Origin of the sequence: Bordetella petrii (genome assembly GCF_020991325.1) — a bacterium.
GTDB classification, from domain to species: domain Bacteria; phylum Pseudomonadota; class Gammaproteobacteria; order Burkholderiales; family Burkholderiaceae_B; genus Bordetella_A; species Bordetella_A petrii_E.
Genome location: NZ_JAJMLX010000048.1, coordinates 1 through 22,447 on the forward strand (window position 1 = coordinate 1; position 22,447 = coordinate 22,447).

Consider the following 22,447-nt stretch of genomic DNA (forward strand, 5'->3'; position numbering starts at 1 on the left):
TTGCCCACGGCGCCGCCCAGCTGTACGCACAAGGCATGCGGCGCCTGCGCGCGCAGTTGATCGACGCTGCGCTGCAGGGCGGCCGCGGACTGGGCGCACTTGAAGCCGAAGCTGGTGATCTGCGCGGGCTGCAGCAGGCTGCGCGCCAGCATGGGCGTGGCCGCGTGGGTGCGCGCCAGGGAACACAGGGTGTCCACCAAGGCTTCAAGCGTGTCCAGCAGCGCGGCCAGCGCGGATTGGGTCAGCAGGGCATGGGCGGTATCGACGGCGTCCTGCGTTGTGGTGCCCCAATGCAGATAGGGCAGCGCCTCGGGCGCCTGGCTGGCCAGACGGGCCTTGATGGGGTCGACCAAGCCTATGCCGAAGGCCCCCGTATCCTGGGTACGCCGGACGAATGCCGCACGGTCCAGTTCCACGGATGCGCAGGCCTGCGCAATCGCCTCCGCGGCGGACGCGGGAATCAGGCCGCTGGCGGCCTGAGCCCTGGCTAGCGCGGCCTCGAAGCGCAACAGGGCGTCCAGCCATTGCCTATCGGTGAACAGTTCGGTGTCGGCGGCGGGATTCAGGCATTCGTCTATCAGCGAAACCTGCATGCCGGAGGCTTGCATGTTCATACCGCTGCGCCGGATGCCGTGATCACCGCGCCCCATTTGCGGCTTTCTTCTTCGATTCTACGGCCGTACGCGGCGGCATCGCCCAGCATGGGCTCGGCGCCTTCCACTTCCAGCTTGGACTGGAAGGCCGGCATGGCGGCGACCTTCAGTATGCGGGATTCCAGCTGCTGGATCACGTCGCGTTGCACCGCCTTGGGCGCCAGGATTCCGTAGGTCAGGGTGCTTGCGAAGTCTTTCAGCTCGGGCACGCCGGATTCGGCCAGGGTGGGAACGTCCGGCAGCAAGTGGGTGCGGGTCGAGCCCGTGACGCCCAGCGCGCGCAGCTTGCCCGCCTTGATCAGGGTGAGCGCGGCGGGGATCACGCTGAAACTGAAATCCACCAATCCGCCCGTGACGTCCGCCAGGGCCGGGGCGGTTCCTTTGTACGGCACGTGCACGGCCCGGGCGCCCAGCGTCTGCAGGAACATCTCGCCCGTCAGGTGCCCGCCCGTGCCGGGGCCGCTGGAGGCGTAATCCATGTCCGAGCCTGCGCGGCGTAGGGCCTCGGCCAGTTGCGCCACGTTCTGGATGGGCGAGCCCGCGGGCACCACCAGCACCAGTGCCGATGACGCGAACATGGCCACGGGCTGCAGGTCGGTGGACGCATTAAACTTCAGGTTCTTGTACAGGGCCGGGTTGATGGACACCGTGCCCGTGTGGCCCAGTAGAAACGTATTGCTTTGCGCCGAGGCCCGCACCACTTGTTCGGTGCCCAGGTTGCCGCCCGCGCCCGGCTTGTTTTCGACGATGACGTCCTGCTGGAATACCTCGGTCAGGCTGTGCGCCAACTGGCGGGCCAGTACATCGTTGCCGCCGCCCGGGGCAAACGGCACCACGATGCGCATGACGGGGTTGCTTCCCTGGGCCCAGGCCGGTTTCACGGACAGGGCCGCCAGGCCCAGGGCGGCGCTTAGCGCGCGGCGTCGGGCGGGGGAATGGGGGGCGGGACGATGCATCGGGTCTCCTTGGTGTAGATATAGGGCTGGGCCAGCCAGCCTGGTATTGTCGTCCTGCTTCATCGCGGCAAACCAGTATGTGCGGCTTTCATCAAATGAAAGAAATTACGGGCCATGGACATTCGCTACCTGAACAATTTCCTGAAGGTCGTCGCCCTGGGATCCATGTCCGAGGCCGCGCGCCAGCTGGGCCTGAGCCCGGCCGCCGTGGCGCAGCAGATGCGCGCGCTGGAGCGCGAATTGAATGTGTCGCTGCTGGAGCGGCAGGGGCGCAGTGTGCGGCCCACGGCCGCCGGGCAGCGCCTGGTAGAGCGCGGCCGGCTGTTGGTGCAGGACGCCGATGCCCTGCGTGTCTGGGTCAGCACCGATGAAGACGCGGGCGAATTGCGCCTGGGCACGGTCAACACGGCCTTGCACGGCTTCCTGCCGGATATCCTGCAGGCCTTCAGCGATCGCCACCCCAGTGTGCGCATTGCCCTGCGTATCGGCATTACCCCGGCGCTGTACAGTGAACTGGTGCAATCGGAACTGGACGCCGCCCTGTGCCTGAAGCTGTCTTTCGACTTGCCCAAGACAGTTTGCTGGACGCCGTTGCGCCAGGAACCACTGGTAGTGCTTGTCCATGCGCGCGATGCCGGCCGCGACCCGCTGGAACTGCTGCGCAATGCGCCGCTGGTGCGCTACGACCGGCAACTGGCGGGCGGCAACCTGGCCGACCGCTATCTGCAGGCGCAAGGCATACGGCCGCACGAACGGGTCGAGCTGAATTCCGTCATGGCCATTGCCTTGCTGGTAGAGCGGGGGCTGGGAGTGGGGCTGGTGCCGGACATCGGCCAGGGCCTGGCCGGCTCGAATCTGTGCAAGCTGCCCGTACCGCCCGTGCCCAAGGCCGGCGGCGAACTGGCGCCGCCGCCGCGGGAACTGGGGCTGCTGTGGCGGCATCGCTCGCCGCGCGCGCGTTGGGTGCGCACCCTGCTGCAGTGCGCGCAAGACGCGGCACAACTGAAGCAGGGCTGAGCCGCCGGGTCAGGGAATGAGCACAATGGCGCCCGCCGTGCGCCGGCCTTCCAGGTCCGCATGCCCACGCGCGGCATCCTTCAGGGGGTAGCGGTGCGCCACCGTTGCGCGCACCTGCCCTCCGCGCACGGCCTGCGCATAGTGCCGCGCCGACGCCAACAGTTCCGGGCGCGTGCCCACGAAGCTTTTCAGGGTGGGCCGGCACACCGTCAATGACTTGGCATGCAGGCGCTGCAGGTCGAAGGCCTCGACGTCGCCCGATGCGGTGCCATAGTTGATGGCCATGCCGCGCAGCGCCAGGCAGTCCAGCGAACGCAGGAACACATCGCGCCCCACCGCGTCATAAACCACGGACACACCGGCGCCGGCTGTGATGCGGTCCACGGCCTGCGCGAAGTCTTCGGTGCGGTAGTTGATGACGTCATGGCATCCGTGTGCCAACGCAATATCCCGCTTGGAGTCGGACCCCACGGTGCCGATGACGTGGGCGCCCAGCGCGCGCGCCCACGCCGACAGAATCTGCCCCATGCCGCCCGCCGCGGCGTGCACCAGCACGAACTGCCCGGGCAGGACACGGTAAAGGCGATGCAGCAGGTATTCCGCCGTCATGCCGCGCAGCAGCGTGCCGGCTGCCGTCTCCAGCGTCAGGCCGTCCGGCAGCGCGATGACGCGCTCGGCGGGCACCAGCCGTGCCTGGGCGTAGGCGCCCGGATGCAGATACGCCACCGCGTCTCCGGCGGCCAGGCCGGTGACGCCCGGCCCCACGGATTCCACGATGCCGGCGCCCTGCGACCCGGGCACCACGGGAAACGCCGTGGCGCCGTGCGGGCCGTGGGCGCCCTTGCGCAGGTAGATGTCGGCGAAGTTCAGTCCAACGGCATGCTGGACAATGCGGACTTCGCCCGGCCCCGGTGCGGGCACGTCCATGGCTGTCCATTCCAGCACCTCGGGGCCGCCATGCCGGCGGATCAGCATGGCGTGCGATGGCAGGGCGGTCATTCCATTTTCACCTTGGCGTCCTGGGCGCGCTTCAGGATGAAGTCGCCGCTTGCTTGCGCCCAGGCTTCGAATTCCTGGCTGGATTTCATGGGCGCGGCCGTGTTGCCGGTACTCTGCAGTTTCTGCCGGATGTCGGGATCGTTCAGCACCGCGATCGTGGCTTGAGTCAGTTTTTCCTGTATGGCGGGGGGCAGTCCGGCGGGGCCGAACAGCCCGAACCAGAATGTGAAGTCGAATCCTGGCAGGCCCTGGCTGGCGATAGGCGGCACGCCGGGCGCGATGTCCGAAGGTTCTACCGTGGAAACGCCAAGCATCTTCACCATATGCTTCTCGGCCAACGGCAGCACGGATGGGGCGGTTCCGAAAGACAGGTCCACATCGCCCGCGGCCACCCCCTGCAGCGCGGGAGCGCCGCCCTTGTAGGGAATGTGCGTCATGCTGCCGTTGATGGCGTGCAGGAAGATCAGCGCGGCCATATGGGGCGACCCGCCTATGCCCGATGATGAATAATTCAGCGCGCCCGGCTTGGATTTCACCAGTTCGATAAGCTCGCCAACGCTGTCGACGCCCAGGTCGTTGTTCACCGCTAGTACCAGGGGCGAAACCGTCAGCCGCATCAGCGGTGTGAAGTCGTCCGGCGTGTACTTGGTCTTGTATAGGTACTGGTCCATGCCGAACAGGGTGCCGGTGGCCAGGCCCAGCGTATAGCCATCGGCGGGGGCCTGTTCCAGCAAGCTCGAGGCCAGTGTGCTACCGGCGCCCGGCCGGTTCTCGACGATGACCGATTGCCCCAGCTTGCGCGACAAGGCATCGCCCACGATTCTGCCGATGATGTCCGCGGCGCCGCCCGGACTGTAGCCGACCAGCAGCCGTATCGGGCGGTCGGGGTAGGTGTCGGCGCGGGCGCCCATTGCCGCCACGGCCAGGAACGCCGCGAACAGGTGCGTGAATAGTTTTCGTCGCATTGTTGTCTCCTCTTTTTGTTGTTGCCGGTGTGGTGGGGCCAGCGCCTGTGCCGGGTTCCTCTTGGCGTGAACAGGCCCTAGCGTCCCTGGAAACGGGGTGGCCGCTTTTCCAGCCACGCGGCGCGTCCTTCTTTCAAGTCTTCCGAATTCGCCGCGCGGGCAATGTCGCGACTCAGCTCATCCGCGTTTAGTTCGTGGCGGGCGATGCGGTTCAGGTGCTTCTTCATGCCAATGACGGCCAGCGGGGCCATGGCGGTAAGCGTGGCCGTGAGCTCGTCGGCCAGGCCGGGCAGGGCATCGGCCGCGGCCAGGTGGGTCAGGAAGCCGATGCGCTGCATCTCGGCGGCGTCGATGCGCTCGGCCGCCAGGAACAGGCGCTTGGCGGCGTTCAGGCCCAGGCGGCTGACATACCGCTCCATGCCTGAACGGTAAAAATGCAGGCCCAGGCGCGCCGCAGGCATGAACATGTCGACGCCATGCGCGCCCAGCCGGAAATCGCAGGCCAGCGCCAGATCGGTTCCGCCGCCATACACGCCGCCATGGATGACGGCAACGGTAAGGGGCCGCGCGTGCTCAAGCAGGTTGACCACTGTCTCGAAGTCGACGCGGCGCTCACCGCCCAGCTTGCCGATGTCGTAGCCGCTGCAGAAGTACTTGCCCGCGCTTTGCAAGCGCAGCACCTGGACTTGCTCGTTCTCGTTCACGGCCTGTATATGCGCCTGGATGGCGGCCAGGTCGTCCGGCCCCAGCCGGTTGGCCTGGTCCGGCCGCCGCAGCGCAAGCGTGGCAATCTTGCCATTGATGCTGAGTTCCGGAAGGCCTGCTTCCATGTCCATGTCTCCTAGCCCTTGGGGCGGCTGGTTTATGTATCGACGGCGTCAGGAAACGACTTCCGTGGCGCGCCAGGCTTCGATTTCCTTGTCGCTGAAACCCAGTTCCCGCAGCAGCTCCGCGCTGTGCTGGCCGGGGTCCGGTGCGGCACGCTCGAAGTTTTCCGGATGCGGAAAACCTGACAGATTGATGGGCGAGCGCAGCAGCTGCAGGCTGCCCAGCACGGGATGCCGGGCCGGGCGCGTCATGCGCAGATGGCGGGCCTGGGGGTCTTCGAAGGCCTGGCCTATGTTGTAGACCGGGCCGCAAGGTACGCCGGCGGGGTTCAGGCGTTCGGCCAGATCCTGCACAGTGAACCTGGACGTCACCGCGTTGATGTCCGCATTCAGCTGATGGCGATTCTGGAAGCGCGCCGTACGGCCCTGGTATTCGGGCCGCGCCAGCAGTGCTTCGGCATTGAGGGCCTGGCACAGGTTCGTCCACATGCGCTCGGTGCTGGCCGCGATGTTCACCAGCCCGTCGCGGGCATCGTACGTACCCATGGGGGCGAGCGTGGGATGGAAATTGCCTTCCTGGGAAGGGATCTCGCCATTGACGGTGTAGCGCGTGGCCTGGAAATCCAGCTTGTTCAGCATGGCCTCGAGCAGGGACGTATGCACCCATTGCCCCTGCCCGGTGCGGGCCCGGTGCAGCAGCGCCAGCAGAATGCCCTGGCCCAGGAACATGCCCGCGGTGGTGTCGGAGATGGCAATGCCGGCGCGCGACGGAATGGTGCCAGGCTCGCCCGTTACCGACATCAGGCCGCACATGCCCTGCATGATCTGGTCCACGCCCGGCCGCTCGGCATAAGGGCCGCTTTGTCCGAACCCGGAGATACTGGCCAGGATGATGTCAGGCTTTACCTGCCGCAACTGCTGGTAGTTCAGGCCCAGGCGGTCTTTCACCACCGACCGGAAGTTCTCGACGACCACGTCGGCTTTCTGCACCAGGCGCCGCAGGATCTCGGCGCCGTCGGCGGTTTTCAGGTCCACGCACAGGCTGCGTTTGTTGCGGTGCATGTTCTGTTCGTCGGCGCTGCGGCGCTTCCCGGTGACTGAACCGCGATCCTGCTTCGGGGGCGGCTCTATCCGGATGACGGTGGCCCCCCAATCGGCCAGCAGGCGCACCGCCACCGGGCCCGCCCGGGCAATGGAAAGGTCCAGTACGGTAAATCCGTTCAGGGGCAAGGCGCTGCCGCGCGCGACAGCGTTGTCGTCCAGTTCACTCATCGTTTTCCTTTTCGGGCATCGCGGAAAAAGTCTAGGCCCGCGCTGCCCATTAGGAAAATTGATTATCTGGATCTACTCATTTATAGAATCGATAATCAGCGCGAGACTGGGGCACGCAGCCGCTGCCGCAGCATGGCCAGGAACTGGGCGGCCGCGGCGGACAGTTCGCGGTCTTTCAAGGTGGCCACCGACACCGTGCGCTGTACTTCGGGGGCAATCAGGTCGGACCGGCGCAGCATGTCGCCGTAATGCGAGGCCAGCGCGTACTGCGGGGCGATGCAGGCCGCCTTCATGGCGTGCGTCAGGGACATGACCGTCAGCCAATGATGCGACTGGATGATGCTGCGGACCCGGCGCTGGTGCACCGACCACAGCGTGTGTTCGATGATGCGGCCCACGCTGCTGTGGCTGACGATGCTGACCAGCCGGTGCGCGCATAGCGCTTCCCAGGTAATGCGCCGGGGCAGTTTCAGGGCCGGATGCGACAGCGCGACCAGCTTGTCATCGAACAGCACCTGCGTGGATATCTGCGGCGCGCTTTGCTTGAAGGTGCCGATGGCCAGTTCGATGTCGCGGCGTTCCAGCAGTGTCATCAGTTCCGCCGTGGGGGCATCCTCCAGGCGCAACTCTACCTTGGGATAGTGCGCGTTGAACTCGGCCAGCAGTTCCGGCACCAGGGTGCTGCTCAGCAGCGGCGTAACGCCCACGGCCAGGGTGCCGCGCGCCAGCCGTCCTTCGGCCTGGACGTTGTCGATCTGGGATTCAAGGTCGCCCAGCACGCGCGACAGGGCCTGTGCGAAATCCAGGCCGGCCGCCGTGGGCACGACGGACTTGGTGGTACGGTCGAACAGCCGCACGCCCAACAGCGTTTCGGCTTCCTGGATAGTGTTGCTCAGGTTCGATTGGGTCGTGTGCAGGTGGGCCGCGGCCATGGTGAAGCTGCGCGTGTGCGCGAGTTCCTTGATGGCGGCCAGTTGCTTGATCGTGAGCTTGATCATGATGTTGCGGTTGCAGGCCGCCACGGCGGCGCCCGACGACTCGTAGCGTACTATGGCCCGGCGCGCTGCGCCGCGGGCGGCCAGGCGATTGCCCCGGGCGTGCGGGAAAACCTGGGCGCTGGCGCTGGGTGCAGGACGCCGTCCAGTTCAACGAAGCTGCCGCGGGCAGCCAAGTGCGGATGCGTTCCAGCTTCCGCCAGTGACAGCACCGGCGTGACGCAGGCTTCGGTGCCGTCGAAAACCTGGTTCCAGTGCTGCCGGGTGTGCTGCACAAAAATGGCCGCCAGACGTTTCCTCATGGCCGGCCAGGAGGCCTGGTCATGTTGCGGAGGCAGCGACTGTATGTCCAGTCCCAGCCCGGCGATCAGGGCTGCATAGAAGCGCGCCTCGATCGCGCCGACTGCGACGGCCTTGCCGTCGGATGTGGCGTACGTGGTGTAGAAATGCGCTCCGCCGTCCAGCAGGTTGCTGGCGCGCTGGTCGTGCCATTGGCCGGCCTGCCAGCGACCCAATATGGGCGCCAGCATGGCCAGGGCACCGTCCACCATCGCGGCGTCAACGATTTGTCCGCGCCCGCTGCTGCGGGCCTCGAACACGGCGGCCATCACGCCCACCAGCAACAGCATGCCGCCGCCTCCGAAATCGCCGATCAGATTCAGCGGCACCGCAGGCGGGCCGTCGGCGGGGCCGATGGCATGCAGGGCGCCGCTGGCGGCCAGGTAGTTGATGTCGTGGCCCACGGCGCTGGCCAGGGGGCCGTCCTGCCCCCATCCGGTTACCCGGCCATACACCAGGGCGGGATTGCGTTGCCAGCAGGCGTCGGGCCCCAGGCCCAGGCGTTCCAGAACGCCGGGGCGCAGGCCCTCCAGCAGCACATCGCTGTGCGCCACCTTGTCCAGCACGGCCTGGCGCCCGGCTTCGGTTTTCAGGTCGGCGGCCATGGCCTGCTTACCCCGCGCGGTCAGCTCGTAGCGGGGATCGCGCGGCACGCCCATGTCGGCCGCCAAGGGGCGCTCTACGCGCAACACCGTGGCGCCCATGTCGGCCAGCATCATGCCGGCCCACGGCACGGGGCCGATGGCTTCCAGTTCCAGGACGCGCAATCCCGCCAATGGTCCGTTCATGCTGGCCTTCCGTCAGATAACGCGCTGCGCGCGCAGTTCTTCCAGCGCGGCCGCGTCCAGGCCCAATTCGCCATAGAACGCCGCGTTGTGTTCGCCGACGGCAGGGCCGGAGCGCGGCGCGGGCATGTCGCGCCCGGCCACGCGCGGCACGATGCAGGGCGCGGGCAGGCTGCCGTAGTCGGGATCGGGCAAGCGGATGATGGCGTTGCGCGCCTGGAAGTGCGGGTCGGCTTTGATGTCCGCGATGTCGTATACCTTGTTGAATGGAATCTCGTGGGGTTCGAGCTGCAGGCGGATGTCTTCGTAGCTGCGCTCGGCAAACCATGCCGCCAGTTCCGCATCCAGTGCTTCCATATTCTGCACCCGTTTCGGGGCGGTGTCGTAGCGCGGGTCGGTGGCCCATTCGGGGTGCCTCACTGCAGCGCACAGGCGCAGAAAAATGGCCTGCGAGGAAGCTACCAGTGAAAAGTACACGCCGTCGCGGCTGCGGTACATGTTGGACGGGGCCGTGTACGTGGTGCGGTTGCCGACGGCCCGCCGCACCTGTCCCAATTTTTCGTGTTCCACCGGCAGCGGATCAAGCATGCGGAACAGTGCCTCGGTGGCGGCAAGGTCAACTTCCACTCCCCGCGCATCGGGATTGCCGCGCATGCGGGCCACTTCAGCCGCGATGGCGAACGCGCAGAAGATGCCCGATATGGAGTCGCCCAGCGGGAAGTTGCTGTGCAAGGGCGAGCCGCCCACTTCGCCGGTCAGGTTCGTCAGGCCGCTCATGGCTTCGAACACGCGTGCAAAGCCCGCCCTGGACCGGTACGGCCCGGTTTGTCCGAAACCGGTCAGGCGCACCACGATCAGGCGCGGGTTGGCGCGGTGCAAGGTGTCGATATCCAGCCCCCAGCGGTCCAGGCTGCCGGTGCGGAAGTTCTCTACCAGCACATCGAAGCGCGGCAACATCGCCAGCAGCAGCTCGCGGCCGCGGGGCTTGCGTACATCCAGGGTAATGCCGCGCTTGCCGCGGTTGGCCACTTTCCACCACAGCGCCATGTCGCCTTGCAGCGGCTGCATGTGGCGCAGCGCATCGCTGCCGTCGGGCAGTTCCAGCTTGACGACATCGGCGCCATGGTCGGCGCACAGCGTGGCGCCGCTGGGAGCGGCCAGCACGGTGGCCATGTCCAGGATGCGTACGCCCGCCAGGGCGCCGGAATTCGTAGCGGGTTGGTCCATGCGTCTGCCAGAAAAAAGTTGTGCAAGCGCCTCTTATGCCGCATGCGCGGATAGCCGACAATCAGGTGTTTCGCACAGCGAAACACTCTTCTCGAATCGTTGACTGCCTATTTCGAACCGCCAATCATGTCCACGCGAAACCCGACATCCCGCAAAGTGAACACCATCAAACTTCCCGGCCTGGTCAATCCGCACGACCTTTCCGCCGACCGCCAGTTCTCCATGAACCTGGCGCGCGGCCTGGAGGTATTGCGCGCATTCACTGCTTCGGCTCCGCTGCTCGGCAATCGCGAAATCGCCGACCGCACCGGCCTGCCCAAGCCGACGGTGTCCCGGCTGACCTATACGCTGACCCTGCTGGGCTATCTGGCCCGCGACGCCAAGTTCCAGAAGTACCGCCTGGGTCCGGGCGTGCTGGCGCTGGGGCATCCGCTGCTGGCCAGCATGCACATACGGCAGCTGGCCAAGCCGCTGATGGAAACGCTGGCGCGCACCACAGGGTGCACGGTGAACCTGGGCATACGCGACCAGGGCAACGTGGTGTACATCGACTCGGTGCGCGCGGATACGGCGAACCAGCATCTGCCGGATATCGGCACTTCGCGGCCCTTGCTGCCCAGTGCAATAGGCCGCGCCCTGGTGCTGGCCTACCAGCCCGCCGAGCGGACCGCCATTTTGAACTACCTGCGCGTGCAGGACAGGGCTTACTTCGAGCAGTGCCGCCCCCTATGGGAGACCGATGCCAAGTTGTTCGAGACGAAGGGTTATTGCCATTCGCGCGGCGACTGGCAAAAAGAGATACACGCCGTGGCCGTGCCGCTGCGGCAGCCACCTGGCGAGCCGCCCCTGGCCATGAACTGCACGATCGCCGCGCACCGGGTACAGAAAGATCGCCTGGTGCGTGAAGTGGTGCCGCTGCTGAAAGAGTCGGTACACCAGCTGGAATTCGCGCAAGGGCTGCTGTGAAGCATTTTTTCGATTGCAAGGAAAACCATGATCCGAGATACCGCCCAGTTCGACGCCCTGCTGCAGGAAGTGCGCAGCTTCCTGCGCGAGGAATGCCTGCCCATCGAGCAACTGGTGGACCAGTCCGATGAGATCCCCGAGCCGGTGGTGCAACGCATGCGGGACCTGGGCATGTTCGGCCACAGTATTCCCGAGGAGTACGGCGGCGCCGGCCTCACCACCGAAGAACTGGCCTTGGTGAACATCGAGGTGTCGCAGGTGGCAACGGCCTTTCGCGCGCGGTTTGGCGGTAATACCGGCATCGCATCCGAATCGCTGGTGGTGGACGGCACCGCCGAGCAAAAGCGCAAGTACTTGCCGTTGCTGGCCAGCGGCGAGGTGACGGGCTGCTTTGCCCTGACCGAGCCGCAGGCGGGTTCGGACGCCACGGCGCTGCAAACCGTGGCAGTACGCGACGGCGCGCATTTCGAAATTACCGGGCGCAAGTGCTTCATTACCAACGCACCGCTGGCCAATCTGTTCACTGTGTTCGCCCGCACTGATCCCGACCGCAAGGGGGCGGCCGGCATCACGGCATTCCTGGTAGAGCGCGGCACACCGGGGCTATCCACTCCCGCGGCCTACCGCAAGATGGGCCAGCACGGCTCGCCCGTGGGCGAGGTGGTGCTGGACCGCGTGCGCGTGCACGAAAGCGCCATCGTGGGCGGCATGGAAGGGCAGGGATTCCGCACGGCCATGCGCGCCCTGAACAAGCAGCGCATCAATCTGGCCGGCCTGTGCGTGGGCCCGGCGCTGCGCCTGGTGCGCGAAATGGTGGCCCGCGCGCATGCGCGCAAACAGTTCGGACAGCCCATCGGCGAGTTCCAGCTGGTGCAGCAGATGATCGCCGAAAGCAATATGGAAGCCCACGCCGCGCGCGCCCTGGTGCTGGAAACCGCGCGCAAGCGCGATGCCGGCGAGGACGTCACGCTGGAGGCGTCGATGTGCAAGCTGTTCGCATCGGAAATGTGCGGCCGGGTGGCCGACCGCGCGGTGCAGGTGTTTGGCGGTAGCGGTTATATCGCCGACAACGTGGCGGAACGCTTCTACCGCGATGTGCGGGTGTTCCGTCTTTATGAAGGGACCAGCCAGGTCCACATTACCAATATCGCAAAGCGGACCATGGCGGCCATGCCGGCCTGAAACCGCCGGCACAGACCAGAAAAAGCAAGGAGACAAGACATCATGAAGCTAGCATCCCTTTTGGCGGCAGGCGCCGTCGCCGCCAGCCTGCTGGCCCCGGCCGCGGCGCAGGCGGCGTATCCCGACAAGCCTGTGAAGATTGTTGTGCCGTTCTCCGCGGGCGGCATCGTGGATTCGGTGGCACGACTGCTGGGCGAGAAACTTGCCGCGCGCTACGGGCAACCCTTCGTCATCGAGAACCGCAGCGGCGCGGGCGGGGCCATAGGCACCGACTACGCGTCCAAGGCGGCGGCCGATGGCTATACGCTGTTGCTGGTCAGCCCCAGCCACGCGGTGGCGCCCACGCTGCAGAAAACTGTCAAGTGGAATCCGGTGCGCGATTTCAAGGCGATTGCCGGCTTCGGCATTGTGCCCAACGTGATCGTGGTGCATCCCAGCGTGCCCGCGCAGACCATGGCGGAACTGATCGCGCTGGCCAAGAAAAGCGATCCGCCCCTGACCTACGCAACGGCAGGAGTGGGAACGTCCAATCACCTGGCGGGGGAACTGCTGGCACAGGAAGCGAAGATCCCGCTTACCCATGTGCCATACAAAGGCCAGAGCGACGCCCTGAACGACCTGCTGGCGGGCCGCGTGACCTTGATGCCGCTGACGGCGGCGCTGGCCATGCCGCATGTCCAGAGCGGAAAGCTGCGAGCCCTGGCGGTGACCACGGCCAAGCGGGCGTCGGCGCTGCCCGATCTGCCCACGGTGGCGGAAGCCGGCGGCCTGCCGGACTACGCGGTGGGCACCTGGTTCGGCCTGGTTGCCCCGGCGGGCACGCCCGCGCCAGTACTGAACCAGCTTGCCGGGGACGTGGCGCAGATCGTGCAGATGCCGGACGTGCAGGCGCGCTTCGCCACGCTGGGCATGGAAACGGACCTGCAGTCGCCCGCCGAGTTCGACGCGTTCGTGGCCGCGGAGTACGAAAAATGGGCCAAGGTCATCAAGAAATCGGACGCGGGGTTTAAATAATATGTCTGCGATACGCACGCCTGTTTGCGACATGCTGGGCATCCGCCATCCCATTTTCGGTTTTTCGCACGAACCGGATGTGGTGGTGGCCATTGCCCAGGCCGGCGGTTTTCCGGTGCTGGGCCTGGGGCGCGACGCGCCGGACCACATCCCGGCCATCGTGGCCGAGGTCGAGCGCAGGCTGGACGGCCTGCCCTACGGCATCGATTTGATGCTGCCCGCCAACGTGCCGCAGCAGGCCGACCTGGCCAGCCTGCGCGCATCGCTGCCGGCAGGGCATGTCGAGTTCGTGGCGGGGCTGCGGCAACGCTTCGATGTCAAGCCGCCGGCCAAGCCCAGTTTTTTTACTTCGCATGCCCGGTCCGAAGCGCTGTTCCAGGCGCAGATCGAAGCGGTGCTGGGTTCCCAGGCGCGGCTGGTGGCCACGGCCATCGGCCTGCGCCCCGAACTCATCCAGGAGGCCCGCCGGCGCGGCAAGCTCACCTGCTCGCTGGTGGGGTCGCTGCGGCACGCCCGCAAGGCCCTGGCGATGGGCGTGGACGTGCTGGTGGCGCAAGGGTATGACGCGGGCGGCCACACCGGGCCGGTGGGCACCCTGTCGCTGCTGCCCCAGATCATCGCGCAGGCGGACGGGAAACCGGTGCTGGCGGCCGGCGGTATTGCCACGGGCGCGCAGATACTGGGCTGCATCGGCATGGGCGCGCAAGGCGGCTGGCTGGGCACCTTGTGGATGGCCGCGCGCGAGAACCACACCCCGCCGGCCCTGTTGGGCCGGCTGGTGGCCAGCGGCAGCGAGGACACGGTGGTGTCGCGCGCGCACAGCGGCAAACCCTGCCGGGTAGTGCGTAGCGACTGGATAGACGCCTGGGCGCAGCCCGGCGTGCCTGAACCGCTGGGCATGCCGCTGCAACAGGTGCTGACCGGAGATGTGTTCGCGTCGATCCACGAGCATGACGATCCGCGCCTGATCTACGAAGCCGCGGGCCAGAGCGTGTTCGGTATCGAAGGAGAAACTTGCATCGCCGACCAGATGCAGAAGCTGGTGGCGGAAATGGACAGCGCGTGGGAATGCTTGCGGGGCATGTCCTCGCATTGATGGGTATCTGACACGAGAGCGCCTTGATGGAACCTAGTTTTCAGGCAGCCACGCTACGCATCGAAGACGGCGTGGCCGAGTTCGTGCATGCGAATCCGGCGTCGCGCAATGCCATGTCCATGGCGCTGCGCAACGATTACGCGCGTATGCTGGACATCGTTGCGGCCGACGAGTCGGTGCGGGTGGTGTTGCTGCGCGGCTCGGGCGGCAGCTTTTGCGCGGGCGGCGACCTGAACGAAATGGCCAGCCGCATGCAAGACCCGGCGCACAGCACGCCGGTATCGACACGCCGCCGGCTGGGCCAGGCCACGCCCTGGCTGCGCAGGCTGTTGGAACTGGACGCGCTGGTCATTGCCGAGGTCGACGGTGCGGCGGCGGGCGCGGGCTTCAGCCTGGCTTTACACGCGGACTTGGTGCTGGCATCGTCGCGGGCGCGGTTCTGCATGTCGTTTCCGCGCATCGGGGCCGTGCCGGATTTCGGAGCCCACTATCTGCTGCCGCGCATTGCCGGCTTGTCTGCCGCGCGCGGCATTATTTTGACCGGCCGTACGGTGGGTGCCCCGGAGGCCCTGGCGCTGGGAATCGCGCACGCCATCCATGCACCGCAGGAACTGGCCGATGCTGCGCGCGCCCTGGCGGCCCAGGTGTGCCGTGGGCCGGCCGATGCGCTGGCCATGAGCAAGCGGATGCTGAACCAGAGTTTCGACACCGACTATGCATCCTTGGCCAATCAAGAGGCCTTGTCCCAGGCGGTGGCGATGTCCGCCGCGTACCATCGGGCGGCTGTCGAACGTTTCGTCGGCAAGCAGGCCCAGGTATACGACTGGGACCGCGACGGGGCGGCCACGGGCATCGGCGGCGCCCCGGCCGGCTGATTAGCGCGCCTGGATGCCCGCCGCGCCGGTTGTGGCGCCGGCCCGGCGCTGGCGCAGTCGATCCAGCAGCAAATACACCACCGGCGTCGTGTACAGCGTCAGAATCTGGCTGACCGCCAGCCCGCCCACGATAGCCACCCCTAGCGGACGCCGCAGTTCCGAGCCTTCGCCCAGCCCCAGTATCAGCGGCAGGGCACCCAGCAGGCCGGCCAGGTTGGTCATGATGATCGGCCGCAGGCGCAGCATTGCAGCGCGGTGAATGGCCGTTTCGGGCGGCAGGTTCTCGCGGCGTTCCAGCGCCAGTGCGAAATCGATCATCAGGATGGCGTTCTTCATGACCACGCCGATCAGCAGGAACAGGCCCAGCAGCGCGATCAGGGTGAATTCCAGGCCGGCCAGCCGCAAGGCCAGCAGCGCGCCCACGCCGGCCGAGGGCAGGGTGGAAAGAATGGTCAGCGGATGCAGCGGGCTTTCGTAAAGAATGCCCAGCACCAGGTAAATGGCCACCAGTACGCCCAGCACCAGCCAGGGCTGCTCTTGCAGCATGGCGCGGAAATCGCCCGCGCTGCCGCCCAGGCGCGTCTGGATGCCGGCCGGCACCATCAGTTCGGCCATGGTGCGGTCGATGGCGGCCAGGCCCTGTTCCAGCGACACGCCGTCGGCCAGCGAGAAACCGATGCCCACGGCCGCGAACAGGCCGTCATGGAACACGCGGTCGTTGACCGAGCCGTATTCGTAGGTGGCGAAGGCGGTCAGCGGCACGCGCTGGCCGTTGTCGGTAATGACCTGGATTTCCTCGAGAATGGCCGGGTCTTCGGTGTAGCGCGGATCCAGTTCCAGCACCACGCGATACTGGTTCAAGGGGTCGTACAGGGTGGCCACCTGGCGCTGGCTGAACGAATTGCCCAGCACGGACGTGACCGTGGCCAGGTCCACGCCCAGCCGCTGGGCGGCGGCGCGGTCGATGTTCACCATGACCTGCTGCGTGGCTTCGTCGCCTTCGGCGTCCACGTCGCGCAGTTCGGGCACCTTCTGCAGGGCCTGCGAAATGGTTCGCGCCCATTCCCGCAGCAGCCGCACGTCGCTGGCCATGATGTTGAGTTCATGGTCGCCCGATGTTCCGAAGCCGCCGGGCATGCGCAAGTCCTGGTCGGCCATCAGGAAGAACATGCCGCCGGGCACGGGCGGGGCGTTGGTGCGCAGCCGGTTGATGACGGCATCGGCGGATTCGCCGCGCTCGGCCAGGGGCTTGAGGCGCACCAGGAACAGCGAATTGCTGATGCCCAGGTTGCCGCCGTTGTAGCCGATCACGTCCTGCACGGCCGGATCGGCCATGACCAGCTTGCGGTAGGTGTCGATCTTGGGCTGCATCACCTGGAACGAAAAACCGTCGTCGCCGCGCACGAAGCCGAGCAGCTGCCCGGTATCCTGCGTGGGCATGAAGCTCTTGGGCGATTGCACGTACAGGAACACGTTCAGGCCGATGACCAGGCCCAGCAGGGCCAGCGTCAGCCAGGCATGCCGCAGCACGGCGGTCAGCGTTCTGCCGTACCAGGCCTGCAGGCGGGCAAAGCCGCGGTTCAGCGCCGAGGGCGGCCGCGGCGTGGCGGCCGCCGGGCGCAGCCAGCGTGCGCACAGGCTGGGGATGATGGTGAGCGAAATGGCCAGCGAGATCACCATGGCGGCCACCAGGGTGATGGAGAACTCGCGGAATAGCCGTTCCACCAGCCCGCCCATGAACAGGATGGATACGAACACCACGGCCAGCGCCAGCGTCATGGCCACCAGCGTGAAGCCGACTTCGCTGACGCCCCGCATGGCGGCGCGCTGCGGCGTCAGGCCACGCTCCAGATGGCGCGAAATATTCTCCAGCACCACGATGGCATCGTCCACCACCAGGCCGGCCGCCACGATCAGGGCCATGAGCGACAAGTTGTTCAGCGAGAACCCGTACACGTACATGATCGCGAAGGTGGCGATCAGGCATACGGGAATAGCCACGCTGGGAATGGCGGCGGCGCGCGCATTGCCCAGGAACAGCCACACCACCAGGATGACCAGGCCGGCGGCCAGGCCCAGCGTGATGTGCGCCTCGCGCAGGGTGGCATGGATGCCGGGCGAGCGGTCCAGCACCACCGTCAGGTTCACATCGGCCGGCAGCAGCGCGCGCAGGCCCGGCAGGGTGTCGTGAATGGCGTTGATGGTCTCGATGATGTTCGAGCCGGGCTGGCGGTTGATGGTCAGCACCACGGCCGGGTCGGCATTGTGGAAGCCGCTGCTGTAGCGGTTTTCCACCGAGTCGCTGACCTGCGCCACGTGTCCCAGCCGCGTCATGGCGCCATCCTGCTGGCGCACCGTCAGGCGTTCGTATTCGGCGGCGCTGCGGGGCTGCGCATGGGTGCCCACTTCCCAGCGGCCCTCTGGCGATTCCAGGTGGCCCAGCGGCGCCATGGGCGCGGCCTGGGCAATGGCTTCGCGCACATCGTCCAGCGCCACGCCGTAATGGGCCAGGGCATGCGGGTTCACCTGCACGCGCACCGCCGGCAGCGAACTGCCGCCCAGCGATACGTCGCCCACGCCGTTCACCTGCGAGATGCGTTGCGCCATCACGGTAGAGGCCAGGTCGTACAGTTCGCCGGGCGGGCGCGTGGCCGAGCTCAGGGCCAGCGCCATGATGGGCGCCTGCGACGGATTCACCTTGGCGTAGGTGGGGTTCTCGGGCATGCCGGCGGGCAGTTCGCTGCGCGCCACATTGATGGCGGCCTGCACGTCGCGCGCGGCCGCGTTGATGTCGCGGTCCAGTTCGAACTGCAGTTGTACGCGGGTGGCGCCCTGGTTGCTGGACGAGGTCATCTCGGTGACGCCGGCGATGCTGCCCAGCGCGCGTTCCAGCGGCGCGGCCACGGTGCTGGCCATGCTCTCGGGGCTGGCGCCAGGCAAGGTGGCGCGCACTTCGATGGTGGGAAAGTCCACCTGAGGCAGCGGCGCCACGGGCAGCAGCCGCCAGGCCACCGCGCCGATCAGGATCAGCGCCGCGCCCAGGAACAGGCAGGCCATGGGCCGGCGGATGAAGGCGCGTGCCATCATGGCGCGTCGGTGTCAGGCGCGGGGGCCGCGGCGGGCCGGCGCCGGTGGCCCAGCTTGTGGAAGAACAGGTACACCGCCGGGGTGGTGAACAGGGTCAGCACCTGGCTGACCAGCAGCCCGCCCACCATGACCCAGCCTAGCGGCTGGCGCAGTTCGGCCCCCGGGCCGCTGGCCAGCATCAGTGGAATGGCGCCGAACAGCGCGGCCAGGGTGGTCATCAGGATGGGGCGCAGGCGCAGCAGGGCGGCTTCGCGTATGGCGGCTTGCGGCGCCAGGCCGCGCACGCGCTCGGCTTCCAGGGCAAAGTCCACCATCATGATGCCGTTCTTCTTCACCAGGCCTATCAGCAGGATGATGCCGATGACGGCGATCAGGTCCAGCGGCCTGCCGGTCAGCAGCAGGGCCAGCAGCGCGCCCACGGTGGCCGAGGGCAGGGTCGACAGGATGGTGACGGGGTGGATGGCGCTTTCATACAGCATGCCCAGCACCAGGTACATGGCGATGATCGAGGCCAGCATCAACCACAGGGTGTTCGACAGCGAAGCCTGGAAAGCGGCCGCCGCGCCCTGCAGGCGCAGTTCCACACTGTCGGGCATGCCGATGGCGGCGCGCGCCGCCATGATGGCGTCGGTGGCGTCGCTGAGCGAACTGCCATCGGCCAGGTTGAACGACACGTTCACCGACGGAAACTGGCCCACATGGTTGATGGCCAGCGGCACGGCGCGTTCGCTGACCGTGGCCAGCGTGGCCAGCGGCACCGTGGCGCCGCCCTCGGCGCGCACGTAAATACGTTCCAGGGCGGTGGGGTCGGCCGCATGGCGCGGGTCCACTTCCAGCACCACGCGGTACTGGTTCGACTGCGTGAACAGCGTGGCGATCTGGCGTTGCCCGAAGGCGCTGTACAGCGCCTGCACCACATCGTCCATGCTGACACCCAGGCGCGCCGCGGTGTCGCGCGATACCGACAAATAGGCTTGCCGGCCGCCGCTGTACACGTCGGCCGCCACGTCGGCCAGTGCCGGCTGGCGCGCCAGGTGCGTGGCCAGCGCGTGGCTCCATTGCTGCAGCAGGTCGGCGTCGGGCGAGGTCAGGGTGAACTGGTACTGGCTGCGGCTGACGTGGTCTTCGACATTGAATTCCTGCACCGGCTGCAGGAACAGGTGCATGCCCTGTACCTGGGCGGCCCGTTCGGACAGCCGCTCCATGACGGCGGACAGCGGCGCGCCGCGCTCGCCGTGGGGTTTCAGGTTGATCAACAGCCTGCCGCTGTTGAGCGTGGTGTTGACGCCGTCGATGCCGATGAATGACGACAGGCTGTCCACCGCCGGATCGGCCAGCAGGGCGCGCGCCACGGCTTGCTGGCGCTGCGCCACCACGTCGAACGAGGCATCTTCCGCGGTTTGCGTCACGCCTTGCAGCACGCCGCTGTCCTGCACCGGAAAGAAGCCCTTGGGTATCGCCAGGTATAGCAGCCCCGTCAGGGCCACGGTGCCCAGCATGACCAGCAGCGTGGCGCGCTGGTGGCGCAGGGTAATGTCCAGCAGTGCGCCGTAGCGCTCGATGACGCCGTCCAGGAAACCAGAGCGGTGCGTGGCCGGCGGGGCGGGCAGCAGCCGCGCGCACATCATGGGTGTCAGTGTCAGCGACACCGCCAGCGATATCAGGATGGCAACCGCCAGCGTGACGGCGAATTCGCGGAACAGCCGGCCCACCACGTCTTCCATGAACAGCAGCGGGATCAGTACCGCGATCAGCGACACCGTCAGCGACACCAGCGTGAAGCCGATCTGCCCGGCGCCCTTCAGCGCGGCCTGCATGGGGCTGTGGCCTTGTTCGCGATAGCGCGCGATGTTTTCCAGCATGACGATGGCGTCGTCCACCACGAAGCCCGCGCCGATGGTCAGCGCCATCAGGGTCAGGTTGTTGGTGGAAAAACCCGCCAGGTACATGACCCCGAAGGTGCCGATTAGCGACAACGGCACGGCCAGGCTGGGAATGATGGTGGACGGCAGGTTGCGCAGGAACAGGAAGGTAACCATTACCACCAGCGCCACGGCGAACACCAGTTCCAGCTGCACGCCGCGCACCGAGGCGCGGATGCTCTCGGTGCGGTCGGTCAATACGTTCACCTGTACGGCGGCCGGCATGCTGGCCTGCAACTGGGGCAGCAGCGCCTTGACACGGTCGGCCACGGCGATGACGTTGGCCCCGGGCTGGCGCTGTATGTTCACCAGCACGGCCGGGCGTTCGTTCACCCAGGCCGCCAGGTAGCGGTCTTCGGCGCCGTCTTCCACCGTGGCCACCTGTTCCAGGCGGATGGGAGCATCGCCGCGCCACGCGACGATCAGCGCGCGGTACTCGGCGGCGCTGCGCAGCTGGTCGTTGGCATCCATGATCACCGAGCGCACCGGGCCGTCGAAGCTGCCCTTGGGCAGGTTGGAGTTGGCGGCGCCGATGGCTTCCCGCACATCGTTCAGGCCCAGGCCATAGGCTGCCAGCGCGGTGGGGTTCACCTGTACCCGGATGGCCGGACGCTGGCCGCCAGCCAGGCTGACCATGCCCACGCCCGACAACTGCGCCAGGCGTTGCGTCATGCGCGTATCCACCAGGTCGTATACCTGGGGCAGCGGCAGGGTGTCCGACGTGACCGCCAGTGTCAGGATGGGCACGTCCGCGGGGTTGACCTTGCGGTAGATGGGCGGGGCCGGCAGGTCGTCGGGCAATAGCGCGCTGCTGGCGCTGATGGCTGCCTGCACTTCCTGTTCGGCCACGCCCAGCGATACGTCCAGCGAGAACTGCAGCGTAATCACCGACACCCCGCTGCCGCTGGATGACGACATCTGGTTCAGGCCGGGAATCTGGCCGAAGCGGCGTTCCAGCGGCGCGGTGATGGCGCGCGCTGTCACGCTGGGGCTGGCGCCCGGGTAATGCGTGGTGACCTGGATGACCGGGTAATCGACTTGCGGCAGCGCGGCCACCGGCATGATGCGCCACGCCAGTAAGCCCGACAGCAGCAGCGCAATCATCAGGAACGAGGTGGCGACCGGGCGCAGGATAAAGGGGCGCGACAGACTCATAGGGTTCCTTGGCCTTGGCCGGCTTGTTCCACGATCAGCACCGCCCGCCCGTCCTCCAGGCGGTCGATGCCTTCCAGCACCACCTTGTCATCGGGCTGCAGGCCTTGTACGACGGCCACCCGGCCTGCCGTGGCGGGGCCCAGCACCAGCGTGCGGCGCGCGGCGCGCTGCTTGTCGTCGATGATATAGGCATAGGGCCCGGCGGCGCCGTACTGCACGGCGGCCGACGGAATGACCACGGCCTGTCCGGTGCGCGCCAGCCGCAAGCGGATATTGACGAACTGGTTGGGAAACAGCGGCTCGCCCTGGTTGTCGAAATGGGCCCGCAGGCGCAGCGTGCCGTTGCCCAGGTCGATGCGGTTGTCCAGGGCGCGCAGCGTGCCTTCGGCCAGCAGCCGGCGGTTGTCGGCGTCCCAGGCCTGCACGCGCAGGCCGGCCTGGCCCGCTTCGGCCAGGGCCTGCCGCAAAGGTTCCAGGCGGGTTTCGGCAATGGTGAACAGCGCCGAGATCGGCGCGGTCTGCACGAGGGTGGCCAGGCTGGCGGTATCGGCGGCGCGCACCTGATTGCCGGCGTCCACCCCGCGCAGGCCCATGCGTCCGTCCAGCGGGGCCACGATGCGGGTATGCGACAGCTGCAGCCGGGCCTCGTCCACGCGCGCTTGCGCGCCGCGCAGTTGGGCGGCGTAGGCGCGTTCCTGGGCGCGTGCTTCATCCAGCAGGCGGCCCGCCACCGAATCCTGCCTGGCCAGTGCCTGATAGCGGCGCAGGTCGGTGCGGGCGTTTTGCCACAATGCATGGATGCGTTCGGCTTCGCCTTCGGCCGAGGCCAGGCGCACCTGGAAGGGACGCGCGTCGATTTCCGCCAGCAGGTCGCCCTGCGCGACACGCTGGCCTTCCTGGAAATGCACGCGCGCCAGTTCGCCATCGACCTGGCTGCGGATCGCCACCTGCTGCAGCGGCGTCACGGTGCCGACGGCGTGCAAGTCCATCTGCAGCGAGCCGAGTTCGGCCAGGACGATGCTGACCGGCACGGGCATCTGTGCATAACTGGGAATGGCGGGCGGCGGCGTGCCCGCGGGGCGCAAGGCCCATACGGCCAGGCCGGCCACGGCCAG

The 22,447-nt window shown here is 67.2% G+C and carries 18 protein-coding genes; 6 read left to right on the top strand and 12 right to left on the bottom strand.

What is annotated here, in order from left to right; translation table 11 throughout:
* Together LPZ50_RS07340 and LPZ50_RS07345 are read right to left on the bottom strand one after the other, a co-directional pair.
* Positions 1 to 614 (bottom strand): lyase family protein (locus LPZ50_RS07340; protein ID WP_268903270.1); only part of this gene is annotated, 614 nt, incomplete at its 3' end.
* Complete coding sequence (locus LPZ50_RS07345; protein WP_230659333.1) at positions 611 to 1,609, bottom strand: Bug family tripartite tricarboxylate transporter substrate binding protein; 999 nt, start codon at positions 1,607 to 1,609, stop codon at positions 611 to 613. The genes LPZ50_RS07345 and LPZ50_RS07340, both read right to left, overlap by 4 nt.
* A gap of 114 nt (positions 1,610 to 1,723) precedes the next feature.
* On the opposite strand from LPZ50_RS07345, the gene LPZ50_RS07350 reads away from it, so the two are divergent.
* Positions 1,724 to 2,626 (top strand): LysR family transcriptional regulator, encoded by a 903-nt coding sequence (locus LPZ50_RS07350; protein WP_230659335.1) that lies wholly within the window; start codon positions 1,724 to 1,726, stop codon positions 2,624 to 2,626.
* Between the two features lie 9 nt (positions 2,627 to 2,635).
* Here LPZ50_RS07350 and LPZ50_RS07355 read toward each other — a convergent pair whose 3' ends face one another.
* From LPZ50_RS07355 to LPZ50_RS07385, 7 genes are all read right to left on the bottom strand, one after another.
* The gene (locus tag LPZ50_RS07355) at positions 2,636 to 3,625 is read right to left on the bottom strand and encodes a quinone oxidoreductase family protein (protein ID WP_230659337.1); all 990 of its coding nucleotides are present in this window, start codon (positions 3,623 to 3,625) and stop codon (positions 2,636 to 2,638) included.
* Positions 3,622 to 4,590 carry a Bug family tripartite tricarboxylate transporter substrate binding protein gene (locus LPZ50_RS07360; protein WP_230659339.1) on the bottom strand — a complete coding sequence of 323 codons (969 nt, stop codon included), beginning with the start codon at positions 4,588 to 4,590 and terminating at the stop codon, positions 3,622 to 3,624. Before LPZ50_RS07360 ends, LPZ50_RS07355 begins: the two co-directional genes overlap by 4 nt.
* Before the next feature lie 77 nt (positions 4,591 to 4,667).
* The gene (locus LPZ50_RS07365) at positions 4,668 to 5,426 is read right to left on the bottom strand and encodes an enoyl-CoA hydratase/isomerase family protein (RefSeq protein ID WP_230659341.1); all 759 of its coding nucleotides are present in this window, start codon (positions 5,424 to 5,426) and stop codon (positions 4,668 to 4,670) included.
* Positions 5,427 to 5,468: 42 nt separating this feature from the next.
* A complete protein-coding gene (locus LPZ50_RS07370; RefSeq protein ID WP_230659343.1) occupies positions 5,469 to 6,689 on the bottom strand; it encodes a CaiB/BaiF CoA transferase family protein in 1,221 nt (406 codons plus the stop codon).
* A 95-nt stretch (positions 6,690 to 6,784) separates the two neighbouring features.
* Positions 6,785 to 7,687, bottom strand: coding sequence for a LysR family transcriptional regulator (locus LPZ50_RS07375; RefSeq protein ID WP_230659344.1), 903 nt, complete (start codon positions 7,685 to 7,687; stop codon positions 6,785 to 6,787).
* A 50-nt stretch (positions 7,688 to 7,737) separates the two neighbouring features.
* Entirely contained in the window at positions 7,738 to 8,811 is a 1,074-nt protein-coding gene (locus LPZ50_RS07380; RefSeq protein ID WP_230659345.1) for a CaiB/BaiF CoA transferase family protein, read from the bottom strand.
* A gap of 12 nt (positions 8,812 to 8,823) precedes the next feature.
* Entirely contained in the window at positions 8,824 to 10,035 is a 1,212-nt protein-coding gene (locus LPZ50_RS07385; RefSeq protein ID WP_230659346.1) for a CaiB/BaiF CoA transferase family protein, read from the bottom strand.
* Positions 10,036 to 10,161: 126 nt separating this feature from the next.
* Here LPZ50_RS07385 and LPZ50_RS07390 point away from each other — a divergent pair, with 126 nt between their 5' ends.
* From LPZ50_RS07390 to LPZ50_RS07410, 5 genes are read left to right on the top strand one after another with little or no spacing between them, the layout of a single operon-like run.
* Complete coding sequence (locus LPZ50_RS07390) at positions 10,162 to 11,001, top strand: IclR family transcriptional regulator (RefSeq protein ID WP_230659347.1); 840 nt, start codon at positions 10,162 to 10,164, stop codon at positions 10,999 to 11,001.
* Between the two features lie 27 nt (positions 11,002 to 11,028).
* Positions 11,029 to 12,183 (top strand): acyl-CoA dehydrogenase family protein, encoded by a 1,155-nt coding sequence (locus LPZ50_RS07395; protein ID WP_230659348.1) that lies wholly within the window; start codon positions 11,029 to 11,031, stop codon positions 12,181 to 12,183.
* Positions 12,184 to 12,225: 42 nt separating this feature from the next.
* Positions 12,226 to 13,197: a tripartite tricarboxylate transporter substrate binding protein gene (locus tag LPZ50_RS07400; RefSeq protein WP_230659349.1), complete on the top strand. Its 972-nt coding sequence runs from the start codon at positions 12,226 to 12,228 to the stop codon at positions 13,195 to 13,197.
* A 1-nt stretch (position 13,198) separates the two neighbouring features.
* Positions 13,199 to 14,293, top strand: a complete 1,095-nt coding sequence (locus LPZ50_RS07405; protein ID WP_230659351.1) for a nitronate monooxygenase — start codon at positions 13,199 to 13,201, stop codon at positions 14,291 to 14,293.
* A 26-nt stretch (positions 14,294 to 14,319) separates the two neighbouring features.
* Positions 14,320 to 15,168, top strand: coding sequence for an enoyl-CoA hydratase/isomerase family protein (locus LPZ50_RS07410; RefSeq protein WP_230659352.1), 849 nt, complete (start codon positions 14,320 to 14,322; stop codon positions 15,166 to 15,168).
* Here the strand turns inward: LPZ50_RS07410 and LPZ50_RS07415 are convergent, their stop codons facing one another.
* The 3 genes from LPZ50_RS07415 to LPZ50_RS07425 form a co-directional block, all read right to left on the bottom strand.
* Positions 15,169 to 18,252, bottom strand: coding sequence for an efflux RND transporter permease subunit (locus LPZ50_RS07415; protein WP_230659360.1), 3,084 nt, complete (start codon positions 18,250 to 18,252; stop codon positions 15,169 to 15,171).
* The gene (locus tag LPZ50_RS07420; RefSeq protein WP_230659355.1) at positions 18,252 to 21,332 is read right to left on the bottom strand and encodes a multidrug efflux RND transporter permease subunit; all 3,081 of its coding nucleotides are present in this window, start codon (positions 21,330 to 21,332) and stop codon (positions 18,252 to 18,254) included. The genes LPZ50_RS07415 and LPZ50_RS07420 overlap by 1 nt, the downstream gene beginning before the upstream one ends.
* On the bottom strand, positions 21,329 to 22,447 hold a 1,119-nt coding region (locus LPZ50_RS07425; RefSeq protein WP_230659358.1), incomplete at its 5' end, for an efflux RND transporter periplasmic adaptor subunit. The genes LPZ50_RS07420 and LPZ50_RS07425, both read right to left, overlap by 4 nt.